Origin of the sequence: Lujinxingia sediminis (assembly GCF_004005565.1) — a bacterium.
Classification (GTDB): domain Bacteria; phylum Myxococcota_A; class Bradymonadia; order Bradymonadales; family Bradymonadaceae; genus Lujinxingia; species Lujinxingia sediminis.
Genome location: NZ_SADD01000021.1, coordinates 15,110 through 28,610, shown reverse-complemented (window position 1 = coordinate 28,610; position 13,501 = coordinate 15,110). Strand labels below are relative to the sequence as shown.

At 64.6% G+C, this 13,501-nt stretch carries 6 protein-coding genes; 2 read left to right on the top strand and 4 right to left on the bottom strand.

The window, feature by feature from the left end; genetic code table 11:
• Positions 1-197 precede the first annotated feature (197 nt).
• Positions 198-353, bottom strand: coding sequence for a hypothetical protein (locus tag EA187_RS20520; protein WP_164856432.1), 156 nt, complete (start codon positions 351-353; stop codon positions 198-200).
• Between the two features lie 730 nt (positions 354-1,083).
• Between EA187_RS20520 and EA187_RS19750 the strand changes: the two genes are divergently transcribed.
• Both EA187_RS19750 and EA187_RS19745 read left to right on the top strand, forming a co-directional pair.
• Positions 1,084-2,793, top strand: coding sequence for a hypothetical protein (locus EA187_RS19750; protein WP_127781416.1), 1,710 nt, complete (start codon positions 1,084-1,086; stop codon positions 2,791-2,793).
• Positions 2,794-3,078: 285 nt separating this feature from the next.
• Entirely contained in the window at positions 3,079-7,395 is a 4,317-nt protein-coding gene (locus tag EA187_RS19745; protein ID WP_127781415.1) for a hypothetical protein, read from the top strand.
• A 267-nt stretch (positions 7,396-7,662) separates the two neighbouring features.
• Here EA187_RS19745 and EA187_RS19740 read toward each other — a convergent pair whose 3' ends face one another.
• The 3 genes from EA187_RS19740 to EA187_RS19730 all read right to left on the bottom strand — a co-directional run bounded on the left by EA187_RS19740 (position 7,663) and on the right by EA187_RS19730 (position 12,691).
• A complete protein-coding gene (locus EA187_RS19740; RefSeq protein WP_127781414.1) occupies positions 7,663-8,568 on the bottom strand; it encodes a hypothetical protein in 906 nt (301 codons plus the stop codon).
• Positions 8,569-8,907: 339 nt separating this feature from the next.
• Positions 8,908-11,418, bottom strand: coding sequence for an RCC1 domain-containing protein (locus EA187_RS19735; protein WP_127781413.1), 2,511 nt, complete (start codon positions 11,416-11,418; stop codon positions 8,908-8,910).
• Positions 11,419-11,896: 478 nt separating this feature from the next.
• Positions 11,897-12,691 (bottom strand): hypothetical protein, encoded by a 795-nt coding sequence (locus EA187_RS19730; RefSeq protein WP_164856429.1) that lies wholly within the window; start codon positions 12,689-12,691, stop codon positions 11,897-11,899.
• Between the last annotated feature and the right edge of the window lie 810 nt (positions 12,692-13,501).

The window sequence follows — 13,501 nt, the reverse complement described above, 5'->3', positions numbered from 1 at the left end:
GGGGCTCAGGAGGTCTGCGAGGGTTGGGAGATTTGTGGTTAGGTGGTTGTGGGGCGCGGGGGTTTGCGGCGTGGGTCGATTCGTGTGGGGGGTGGGGGGTGTGCGGCGTTACGAGGGCGTGCGGGCGTTGGCGGGCTCTCGGTGTGGTTAGGTGGTTGCGGGGCTCAGGAGGTCTGCGAGGGTTGGGAGATTTGTGGTTAGGTGGTTGTGGGGCGCTGGGGTTTGCGACGTGGGTCGATTCGTGTGGGGGGTGGGGGGTGTGCGAGATCGAGGTCGAGGTCGAGGTCGAGGTCGAGGTCGAGGTCGAGGTCGAGGTCGCGTTCTGGCTCTGGATCGCGTTCCCGACGGTCCACACGAACCTCCCCACATCGCGAACCACCGGCGCTCGCAACCACACAACCACACAACCACACAACCACAGAGCGAACCCGCCAACGCCCTCACAAATCGACCAACTCCGCGAACCACCGGCGCCCCACAACCACACAACCACACAACCACAGAGCGAACCCGCCAACGCCCTCACAAATCGACCAACTCCGCGAACCTGAGGCGCCACACAACCACACAACCACACAACCACAGAGCGAACCTGCCAACCCGAGCACATTCAGGGCGGGGCCTGGACAAGGAGCCAGGACGAAGCTGTGGCAGCGCCACCGCGAGGACGCAGCGACGCAGTCAGCGTCGTCCTGAGTGAGCTCGGCACATAAAACCGACCGAGGGTCAGACATCCCCCTTTATCTATAAGGAAATCCCGCATCGCGATGAACGCGAAGACCCCCTATGCTGGCACCTTCTCAGGCAAGATTGAGCCACCACGGCACAATGACATGTTGATCGATTTCAAGGATGCCCTCGATGGGATGTCGACCTTTATTCACTCCGTTCACTCCGTTCACTCCGTTTGCCGCGTCGATGAGCGTCGTGGCGTTGCTTCTCACTCAGAGTCTGGGGTGTCGGTCGTCATCGCCGGATAGGCCGGCTTCCGAGGCATCGCTCGCTGAGAGCGCCCCCTCCACGACGAGCGCGCCCTCCTCTGGCGAGCCGCAACCCGGGAGCTCCGAGAGGTGCGATGAGCCGATGCTGATCTCGGTGGCGGAGGAGATGTTTTTGCAGGCCGGGGGGAGCGACCCGGCCGCCGAGGCGCTGCGCCAATCCTGCGCTGAGTCGCAGGGTGTGCAGGGCTGCTCCTGCGCCGCGTTACAAGACTACCTGACGACCTCCACCCTCGTGCGGACTCAACTCGCCAGATGCTGCGAAAGCTCGGAGCTGTGCGCGCGCGACGGCCTATGTCAGCCGGCAAATCCCGCTGGCGAGCGCTGGCTGGAGGAGTTGCAGATGGCAGTGAAGGTCACCCGCTCCCTCGGGCAGCTGGAGCTGGTCTGCGAGAGTCCGGCCTTATGTGAGGCTGCGGCGTCGGTCTGCGCGCAGACTGTGGGTTGCACGCACAGCGGCCGCTGCGGCGTCGACGACGGGGGGCAATGCGCGGCGACCCGGGTGGAGCATTGCCGGGAGAGCGGGGGCTGCATCGAGAGCGGGCGCTGCTCGCTTAGCCCCTCAGGGGCCGGCTGCGTCATCGCCTCCGAGGAGGACTGCGCCCGAAGCGAGCGCTGCCGGGTGGATGGGCAATGCGCCTACAGCGAGCGCGTCGGGTGCGAGGCCGCGACCGAAGCGCATTGCCTGAACTCGGCCGGATGCCGGGAGCAGGGGCGCTGCTCGCTGAGCGCCGCCCCCGAAGACCTGGCGATCGATAGGCCGGGAGTCTGCTTCTCAGCGAGCAACCTCGCGGTCAAGCAGGCCCGTGTCGCGTTGTCCGATGCGCTCGCCAGGGCCTCCCTGGCTCCTCTGCGCGAGGCCCTGGCGCGTGTCAAAACCGGAGAGGCTGAGCTTGAAGCCTTTCCCACATTCTCTCCTCGCCAGGTAGACCCCGATCTGCCCTTGACCGAGCGCCGCAGGTACATCGTCGCGATCGTCATAGAACCGGACCACGAGGCGACCTATGTGGTCCCCTGCGAGGAGTATCTGGCGCTGCAACGCGAGCTCGTTCCCCCCACCCGGTGGCGTCGAGAAGGGTTTGTACTTGAGGCCCAGGCACAGCGCCTGAGCGCCGGGGATCAGGTCCTGATCGACCGCTCCGCGGAGTACTGCAGCGGCGAGTCGTCATCCGGGTGGCGTACCACCTCGCTGGAGTCGTGGGTCGGCCCCGTCGTCACCCTGCATGAGTACTCGGAGTTCACCGACAACGAGTACGAGCTGGTTCAGAACTCGTGGCGAACCCTCGACCTGCAACAAGGAGAGCCGGCCTCCCTGACCCGGCTCGTCGAGGAAGCCTCGCTCGTCGAAGCCTTCAAAGACGACGTCTGGGTCAGCGACCGGATCGCCTCTTTTTTGCAGATCGCCGAGCGCCGCCTCGCCGAGGGCCACATCCGCCGCTCCGAGCTCGACGAAGCGCGTAGGTGGGTTGCCGACTTTGAAGCCGAAGACTCCCTGGTCGAACTTCTCACCCTTTTTAACGAACGACTCCGCGGCAGCGCGTTTATCGCGCTCAACCCACAGCAGGTTCCTTACGGCTTCGCCTACTTTGATTCAGCGCGCGGGCAGGTCGCCCTGCGCCTCGCCATCGCGCGCCTGGCCGGACCGGGGCTGACCGACTTCATCACCCTGGGCCTCATGGTCGACATACGCCCGGAGTACCGAGAGGCCTTCCAACGCGCCGACGACGAGGGCTGGCTTATCGGGGGTGAGCAGACCCCGCTTGAGCTCGACCTGCATGAACGTGAGCTTGAGTAACCGCAGCCTCACGGTTGCCTGCGAATCCGCGGGTCCTTTTTGCCGACATGCGTCTGTCCAGACCCGGGTTCGGCTCCCACGTCATTTGCCACCACCGGGGTTTTGAGCTCGGGATCGGGCTCGATCCGCACACCCCCCAACGCCCTCACAGATCGACCAACACCGCGAACCACCGGCGCCCCTCCCACACCTATTTTCCCCTTGTGAGATCCTTTTCCAGAGCGCACCGTTTACGCCCATGGACCGTTTGTTTGCTTGATTCCACCACCCTCCGGGGGTCCCACCATGCCTATGCCTCTTACTCGACGCCTCGCCAGCCAGCTCACGCTCTTCGGGCTGGTGGCGGCCCTTCTCCTCTCCCTTGGCGCTGGCGAGGCCCGGGCTCAGGCCGAGGTGCCCGCGCCTTTGCAGCCCTGGGTCGAATGGACCATGGCCGAGGTCCCCAACCATGGCTGCTCGAACCTCGAAGGCACGCTGAGGTGCGCCTGGCCGGGCCGCCTTCAGCTCGAAGCCCGGCCCCGGGGCGCGAGCTTTGAGATGGAGGTCTGGCTCGATCGGGAGGGGGCCGTATCGCTGCCCGGCGGCCGCGGCACCTGGCCCCAGGACGTCACCCGTGCCGGCAAGCCCCTGGTCGTCACCGGAGAGTCCGCCCCCACGGTCGAGCTGGAAGCCGGTGCCCACACCCTGCGCGGCCGCTTCGCCTGGAACGAACTCCCCGAAGTCCTCCCCGTGCCCGCCCACCTGGGCATCATTGAGCTCGCCGTCAACGGCCAGCCCGTCGACCACCCCCGCCACGACGCCGAGGGCCGCCTCTGGCTCAAAGAGGGCCGCAGCGGCACGGTCACCGAGGCTGATAGCCTGCGCGCCTCGGTCTACCGGCGCTTTGATGACGGCGTGCCCCTGCGTATCAAAACGCGTCTGGAGCTCAACGTGGCCGGACGCGCCCGGGAGGTCGAGCTGGGCCAGGTGCTCCTCGATGCCTCCCGCGCCATCGCGCTCCACTCCCCGCTTCCGGTCAAGGTGGAGGCCGGCGGCCAGCTCAGCGTCTACGTGCGCCCGGGCACCCATTTTATCGATATTGACGCGGTGATCGCCCGGAGATCCGCCGCCACCGACGATGGAGCTGCAGACGTCGAAACCCTCCGGGTGCCACCCCGTCGGGAGGGCATCTTCGATGAGCGGGAGGTCTGGGCCTGGTTCCCCGATGAGCTCGTGCGCTCGGTGGAGCTCGACGGCCTGAGCGCCGTCGACCCCGACCGCACCACCCTGCCCGAGGAGTGGCACGGCACCGCAACCTTCCTCGCGGGCCAGGACGAGGCGCTGACCCTTCGGGAGACGCGCCGCGGCCAGCTCGACACCTCCCCCAACCTTCTGAAACTCGACCGCCAGATCTGGCTCGATCTCGACGGCCGCGGCGCCACCTCCCGCGACGCGCTCACCGGCACGATGTACCGCGGCTGGCGCCTCACCTATGGCGAGGGCGCCGAGCTGGGACGGGCCGCCCAACGCGGCACCGACCTGCTGATCACGCGCGATGACGGGGATCAGGAGGGCGTCGAGATCCGCGACGCCTCCCTCGACGTCACCGCCGATATCCGCATCGAGGAGGGCGTCTCCCGCTTCGATGTCGTCGGCTGGCAGCACGACCTTCAGAGCTTGAGCGCCACCCTCTATACCCCGCCGGGCTGGTCGGTGCTCGGCGGCCGCGGCGTCGACGCCATCGCCGGCTCCTGGCTGCACTCCTGGGATCTCCTGGCCTTTTTCTTTGTGCTCATCGTCGCGCTGAGCTTTGCAAAACTCTTCGGCTGGCCCTGGGGCCTGGCCGCCGCGCTGGCCCTCTGCCTGACCCACAACATGCCGGAAGCCCCCCACTGGATCTGGGTGCATCTTCTGGCCACCGGGGCGCTCTTGCGCGTGCTGACCTCCGGTCGCTTTCGCAAAGTCGTGGTCCTCTACCGGGCCGCCGCGCTGCTCACCCTCTTCATCACGCTCGCCATGTTTACCCACCGCCAGATTCAACAGGCCATCGCCCCCCAGGCCTACGAAGCCCACACGAACCACTGGCTGGATGGCGCCAGGACCAACGCCGCCGATACCTACGCTATGGAGTATGAAGAGGACGCCCTTGCCGAGGCGGAGATGGCTCCGCAGGCCCCGCCGGGTCGCGCGAAGGGAGCCATCATGAGCTCGGTGCCCGGCGACGCCAGCCAGTACCGCAAGGCCGAGAAGAGCGTTCTTCAGGTCGACCCCAACGCCGTGGTCCAGACCGGTCCGGGGGTTCCCTCCTGGAGCTGGCAGAGCTGGCAGATGCTCTGGACCGGCCCGGTGCGCGCCGGCCACGAGGTCAGCCTCTGGCTTATCTCCCCGACTCAGAACGCGGTGCTTACCCTGCTTCGCCTGCTCCTTCTCATCGCTCTGGCCCTCCTGATCATCAGCCGCCACGAGATGTCCTGGCGCGGCCCCGGGGACGATGACGCCCCGAAAAACGCTCCGCCTCGCGCGCCGAAAGGCGGCAAAAAAGCAGCCGCCTCCCTGGGTGTACTCCTGGCGCTGAGCGCCGCGTTTATGCCTGCCGCCCACGCCCAGGAGTTTCCGCCCCAGGCGATGCTGGATGCCCTCAAGGCTCGCCAGAGCGCCGCGACCGCCTGCCAGGGCCCCTGCGTCAGTGTCAGTCAGGCCACCATCGAGGTCGATGACCTCGACTTTGTGATGCGCGCCGATGTCCATGCCCAACAGCCCGCCGGCTGGCCGCTGCCCGGCCCCGACGATCCTCTGCGCATCACCGAGGTTCGCATCGATGGCCAGCTCACCCACCAGCTTCGCCGCTCCTCCGAAGGCCTCATCAGCGTGCGGCTGCCCGCGGGTGTGCACCGCCTGGAGGTCCGCGGCCGTCTGATGAACCGCGCCTCGCTCACCCTCCAATTCGACCCGGCCACCCGTCCTCATCTCACCACCTTTATCAGTGAGGACTGGAGCGCCGACGGCATCGACCGCCGCGGCGTCGTCGACGGCACCCTCCAACTCACCCGACTGGCCGACGCCAATGCCGCCCCCGGCCAGGATGCCGAAGAGCAGCTCGCCAGCCGCGACCTGGAGCCCTGGTTCGAAGTTCAACGCCACCTCGCGCTGGGCGTCTCCTGGCAGATGCGCACTACCATTATCCGCGCTCAGACCGATCGCCCCCGGCCCCTGCGATTCCCGCTGCTCGAAGGCGAAGCCGTCATCACCGAGGGCTTCCGCGTCGAGGATGGGCACGTGCTGCTCGACTTCCCCCGCGGCGAGGGCAGCCTGAGCTTTGAGAGCGAGCTTCCGATCCAGCCCTCCTTCGAGCTCAACGCCGCTCCCCGGCATCCCTGGACCGAGATCTGGACCGCCGAATGCAGCGCCATCTGGCGCTGCGACTACGAAGGCATCGCCCCCATCGAAACCGTGCGCGACGGCCTCTACCAGCCCCGCTGGCTCCCCTGGCCCGGCGAAGCCCTCACCGTCACGGTCACTCGCCACGAAGGCTCCCCCGGCCAGGCCACCACCGTCGAGAACGTCGACTACCAGATCACCCCCGGCCAACGTCTTCTTCAGGCCAGCCTCGAACTTCAGATCCGCTCCTCGCGCGGTGACTGGCAGACCATCACGCTTCCAGAGGGTGCCGAGGTCCAAAACGTCTCCCGCGACGACGAAGAGACGGCGATCCGCCCCCGCGAAAACCAGCTGCAACTCCCGGTGCGCCCCGGCTCACAGACCTACCGGATCGAGTGGCAACAACCCTGGGAACGCAGCCTGATGGAGCGTTTTCCGACCGTCGACATCGGCAGCGTGGCGGTCAACGTGAACCAGAAGATGAGCGTCAGCCCGGATCGCTGGCTGCTCAAAACGCTCGGACCGGACTGGGGGCCCTCGGTGCTCTTCTGGAGCCACCTCATCCTCTTAATGATCCTGGCCGCGCTGCTGGGTCTCTGGAAATACTCGCCGCTTCGCCGTCATGAGTGGCTGCTCCTGACCCTGGGACTTGCGCAACTCCCGATCCCGGTGCTTGTGCCGGTCGTCGCATTCTTCGTCGCGTTCCAGTGGCGCCGGCGGGCCCCCCTGCAGACGCCGTGGCAATTCAACCTTGTGCAACTCGCGCTCGTCGGTCTGACGCTCATCGCCCTGGGCTGCCTCTACGCCGCGATTCACCACAACCTGCTCCTCAACGTCGATATGCAGGTGCGCGGCATGGGCAGCTACGGCGGCGAGTTGCGCTGGTACACCGACCGCCTGGGCGAAGGCACGCTTCCCGCCGCAGGCATCATCTCCCTGCCTGTCTACGTCTGGCGCGGTCTGATGCTTCTGTGGGCGCTCTGGCTCTCCTGGAAGCTCCTCAGATGGGCCCCCTGGGCCTGGCAGGCGTTCAGCTTCAAGGGCATCTGGAAGGCACTTCCGAACCGGTTTGCGTCGGTTCAGGACCTCGCCGCGGGGGTCGCTCCACCGCCGGTGCAGAAGAGCACCGACGACGGGCCGGTTCATTCGCCGAAGCCTCAAGACGCCACCGAGGGGAAGGTTGACTCCCCCGGTCCCGAGGACGACGCCGGGCAGATTGAGCCGCCGAAAAACCCCGAAGAATGACGGGTGTGGGGCGATGTCCCGTACCGACCGAGAGACGGACATCGCCCTTTGTGTATGCGGCTCATGTCTGTCTCTCGGTCGGGCTCGATCTCGCGCTCCACCCAACGCCCTCACGCATCGACCAACATCGCGAACCACCGGCGTTCCACAACCCGCGCTCCTCCCAACGCCCTCACGAATCGACCAACATCGCGAACCACCGGCGTCCTCACGAATCGACCAACAGCGCGAACCACCGGCGTTCCACCCAACCACACGCCTCTCAACTCAAACCCGCTCCTTACTCCTCCGCCTCTTCCTGACATACATCCATATCAACATAAAAACTCCGGCAAGCCCCCCACCCAAAACAAACACAACAAGCCAGGAACCCACGAGTTCTTTCCAGTGTAAGGAAATATAGTCTTCGTTTTCTCTGTAGACCGGCCACACATCATCACACGAAAAGTCGACCTCCAGCGACTCACTCCAGATCTCAACTTCACTGCCCGGAAGATGTGCTTTCATCTGCACCGTATGCGTACCTTCGGAAAGCCCGCCCCCCTGGTTGTCCTCTTCACACCCGGCGTAGATCAGCGCTCGACCTCGGCCCGACAGCCCCTCCCCCACCGGGCCTCCAGTGCCCGCGATCGAGCGGAAATACTCCCAGCGCTCACCGTCCACATAGGTTGTAAAAATCAACAGCTCCCACCAGGGCAACACCTCGTCGGAGGGGAGGAGCGCTACCAGGGCCTGGTCGGCCGCGATCTCCCACGAACAACTTCCCGACGTTGTATCGACCTCCAGCGGCTGATCCGGACGCTGATCGACCCGAAGTCTTCCCAACGTTTCGGGAAGTGCGGCGGGCTCCGTCGCTTTGAACACATGCTCCATCCCAGGTTCTGGCGGATCCTCACAGAAGTTGGCGCCGCGCACCCGGTAGGTCGCGCCGGGCTCCAGAGCTTCCAGGGGTTTCCAGAAGTAGGTGGTTTGGTAGGTATCGGACTCGAACTTTTCCAGCGAAACCGGGATATCGACTTCTTTTTCACCATCCAAACGCGTCAGACGAAACTGTTCTTGAAGTGTTGTGATAGTAGGCGCTAGTTGCTCCAACGTGGGAATCCAATACCCGCCTTCAAAATTGGCCGGCGCCTGATAGCGAGGTAAAAACTCTTCGCCAAAACACTCCATCACGGGTGAGCAAGCCTCGGCCCGCTGATGTAGACCTACCGACAGACATGTAAGAGCTAAAACGGCCCCGGAGATAATTTTAAACCGTCGATCCACCAAAACTGCACCTCTAGCCCAAAGAACGACACCGAAAAACGTCCCAGCCTCTGCACGTCTATCCACACTAGCAATGAGAGGTTTTCGTGTCTCTATGCAAGGGGCCATCGCATACTCGAGCCGCTCCCCCCAACGCCCTCACACATCGACCAACAGCGCGAACCACCGGCGTTCCACAACTCGCGAACCCCCAACGCCCTCACACATCGACCAACAGCGCGTACCACCGGCGTCCCCCCGCCCCTCTCACAACTCCCGATGCGCCGGATACGGCTCCAGATGCTCGATCATCGCGCCGTCGCCGAGCTCTCCGTTATAATTGCTGCCTTTGCAATGCGCCTGCCCCTCACGGTCGAGCACGCAGAGATGTTCAAGCCCCATCGACACCGCGCTCACCTCGAACCCTGTGTCGAGCGGTCGAAACGACCCGACAACCTGCGAGCCTCCCGACGCGATAAGCCCATCGACATTCCAGCCGGCACAGCTCACCTCGCCATCTCGCAACGCACATAGGGTCTGATCATAGAGCGCGATCTCATCCCAGGGACCACCAAGCTCAATCGGCTCGGTGACCGTAGTGCTTCCTCTCGGCCCTCCGAAAAGCTCACGAGTCCCCCAGCAATGCACCTCTCCCTCGGCGGTGCGCGCGCAGGTGTTGTACTGACCGGCCTCCACCTCCACATAGACCTCGTCCGACGCGATCGCCTCCGGCCAGGCCCACGCCCGACTCGCCGCACGGCCCAGCTGCCCGTAGGCGTTGCTGCCCCAGCAACGGATCTGGCCGGCATCGGTAAGCCCACAGCTGTGGTGGGACCCGGCGGCGACCGACACATAGTCGGTCCGCGCCTCAACGCGACGAGGCTCCGGGGCACTCATGCGGGGATCCATGCCAACCTCCCCATTATAGTTGGCCCCCCAGCAGTACACCTCGCCACTGGCGGCGACACCACACGAATGAAACTGGTTGAGCGCAAGCGTTTGAAAGTTCAACTCTCGCCGATCCGCCCAGGCAAGCGCATGGCTCGCCTCATGTGATGAATCTGTTCCCAATGCCTGATGTTGATTGCTGCCCTGGCAGATGGTCACGCTCTGTTCCCCCTCGAACGTGATGTTGCACCCTGTCCATCGTCCTAACGCCATCACATCAACGATCGAGTTGCCGTTCATGGCCGAGGTGGGCACGGCCAGATCACCGGCTCGCACATAGTCCAGCTGACCCTCGGCGTTGCGTCCCCAGCAATGCCAGCGGTCCTCTCCACGGAGTTGCGCACAGTTGCCACGATAGCCGGAGACCAGCCTGGAGAAGCGCCCTTCCCCCTCAACGGGTCGAAAGGAGTTCCCACGAACCTGACGTCCGTCACCCACCTGCGCAGAAACGTTTTGCCCCCAGCACCACAGCTCGCCATCGGTGTCGAGACCACAGGTGGTTAACCCTCCCAGGTCTACCTGCATCCAGCGCAAATCACCGGCAACCTTATCGGGCTCCGCGTTCCAGCTCTTCGTTCCGCGTCCCAGCTGACCACGGCGATTATCCCCCCAACAGTAAAGCTCCTCGTCGGTGGTGATGCCACATGCCGACTGGGTATTGAGGTGCACGGTTCGCAGCGCCGGAACCGAGGCGATCTTCGTGGGCGGCAGCACCTCGTTCGCGGCGCGCAGCCCGGCCGCCCCGGAGGTGTTGTATCCCCAGCAGTGCAGATCCCCATTCTCCAGAACTGCACATGCTGCGGTCACCCCCACGCCCACACTGATGGCTCGCCCCGGCAAAACCGCCCTGGAAGGCCGCGCTATGACCTGATCATGACTCCCCGGATTCACCACCCCAAAGGTGTTGACTCCCCAGCAATAGACCTTGCCATCGGTGGTCACAGCGCAGGTGTTGTTGATGCCGACCGCCACCTCGGCGACCGGATCCTCAATGCCTACCTGCACCGGAAGCGCGGTCGATACTCCCACGCCTTCGCCCACCGCTCCTCGCTCCCCGTAGCCCCAACAATACAACGCCCCGGCACGACTGAGCGCACAGCTGTGGTAAGGCCCCGCGTCGACCCGGACGATATCTTCAAGATCTCGAACAGGTGTGGGGTCAAAGACCACCTCAGCTCCCGCAACGCCTGTCACTCCGTCAAAGTTCAGCCCCCAGCACACCACCTCTCCCTGACGATCAGCCGCACACGCGTGGCCAGCCCCCACAGCAATATCAACGACATCCGAGAGTCCTTCCCGACGAAGGGGCTCTACGATGGGACGAACCTGCTGGTTGGTCGGTTGAATGATCGCGCCGGTGTTATTGCCCCAGCAATACACCGCCCCCTGCCAGTCGAGTGCACAGGTGAGATCCACCGAGGCCGAGACCTTCCGCCAGCGCTCAAAGCGCACCTCCACCTCAACAACCTGCTCCAACGCCTCGTAGCGCACCGTCACCTGTGTGCTTCCCTCCGAGACGCCGCGAAGCTCCCCGCCCTCCCCGATCGCCACGACGTCACTGTCGCCGGAGGTGAGCTCCACATCATCAAGCAAGGTCGCGGGGTTGAGCCGCGTACCGCTCTCGTCGAAGAACACGATGTCGAGCGCCCGCTCCTCGCCCACGGCCAGGGTCTGCGCCGCCGGCTCCACACGCATATCCTCAACCCAGACGCTGTTATCATCATCGATGATGATCAGCGGCTCCTCCTGGGATGCCGGCTCGCCACATCCCCCCAGAAATCCACCTGCCAGCACAACCCCCAATCCACAAAAATACTTCGATACGCCCACGTTTTCCTCACTGAGATTAGTATTCTGCGACCCCGGGAGCGCACTCAGAATAAAAGTGAGTACGCCAGCGCCTCATCTCCCGGTCCACCTCACCGGACTCTCCAGTAGCACGCCCATCCACACGGACAGCGCATGAGAGCCCACATGCACGCTCCCGCAGAGCGGATCACGATCGCACCCGCCCATCATGCGTTGCCAAAAATTCGATGCATCTGTGCTAGCGGCCTACCCCATAGGTGTCAACAAAACGTGCCCTTTCCCGCCCCGGAGTCGAACATCAGGCTCACGCCAACTCCCCACATTGCGCCCCCCCCGGCGTTCCACAACCCGCGCTCTACCCAACGCCCTCACGAATCGACCAACATCGCGAACCCCCCGGCGTCCCACAACCACCCAACCACCCAACCACCCAACCACACCACGCGCTCCACCCAACGCCCTCACACATCGACCAACAGCGCGTACCACCGGCGTCCCCTCACTCCCCCGTCTCTGGCAACCCCAACACATAGAGCATTTTCCCCGGCCCCCGCGCCGAGGAAGCTGTCCCGATCTCCCAGCGATAATCCTCACTCTGCGCTCCGCTCAAAAGCTCCCGAAGGTCCTCCTCGGTGTACGTGCGCACATTGGAGACCGCCCCGTCCCAGGCGATGAGCACGGGCAGCACTGGAATCAGGTAGGTGAAGACGAGCTGACGCAGGGTCAGCGGTCGCACCAGAGGGGTAAAGAGAAGCGTCATCAGCAACCCGAAGGGGATCGCCGTCCACCACAGGGCGATGGGCGCGGAGTTATCGCTGAGTTCAAAGGCGACAAAGGGCTGACGCTTCTGCCAGGCATCCTCCAGAATCGCGCGCGCCTGAGTCGGCCGCATATGGTGCAAGCCACAGACGATCGTGCGCACCCCGCCGAGCTCCTCGGGTACGGCCGTCGCGTCGATCGAACGTTGCTCATAACGCACCCCCTGCGCCTCATCCGTGAGCTGCCGCGCCGCCAGCGCATTGGGATAGAGGTCGGTGAGCACAAGCTCCACATCGTCACGACCCTGCTCGCGAAGCTCCTCCATCACCCCGGGCATCGGGCCGCCCCCACCCGAGCAGAGGTCGATGACCTTCGGCCTGGACGAGGCCTCCAGCGCCCTGCCCACCAGCGGCGCCAACACCGCCCTCGAGCCCAGTATACGGTGCATCACCGCCACATAGAGCGTCATGCACTCCCGCAGCCAGCCTGGCAGCCAGGCCATGTCCTCAAACTCAAAATAATGCCGTCTTCGCATGAACTCCTCCCGCCTCATCGCCTTCGTCCCGTCATCCCAACGCCTGACCTGGCCAGATCGCTCTTTTAGAGAGTACGCCCCTCCCAGGCGCGACGTGCTGTGGCACGTAGTCGCAGCCATCGTTCCCCCGGGGCACGCCCCCCGAATGTTCGCGCCCGGTTCAACGATGCAAATATCGGGGTACTGAACGCGTCCATTCGCGTTTCATCATGGATCCCGTCTCCCCTGACGCCCTCCTCGCCACCCACCGCCTCGTTCATGATGAGAGCGTGACGTCTCCGTCGTCGACCGTTGAGACCGGGACCGCGAGAGCGGCTTTTGAATCGCGAACCACCCACCCCACGCACAAATCGACCAACATCGCGTACCACCGGCGCCCCACAACCACCCAACCTCCCAACCACAACGCGAACCACCCACCCCACGCACGAATCGACCAACATCGCGTACCACCGGCGTCCCACAACCACCCAACCAACCACAACCCGCACACCCCCAACGCCCTCACACATCGACCAACATCGCGAATCCCTAGCGACACAGCCAGCGGCGTCCCGGGGCGCTCGGCGGGCGCTCGGCATGTGGAGTGCTAACCTACCGATGAGGACTTAAGTCAGTACAGAGTTTCTCCAACGATGACTTCACTGCGGGCAGTCCGGAGCTCGGACGAGAACAGAAACAAAAATCAAGACCTCAAGTAGACGCAACGACGACGCCAGAAAACGCCGCCACCCCACAAAATTCACGCATCAACAACGACAATGGCACTGAAGATGCAATCCGCCCAGGTCCCTGACGCACCGGGACGTA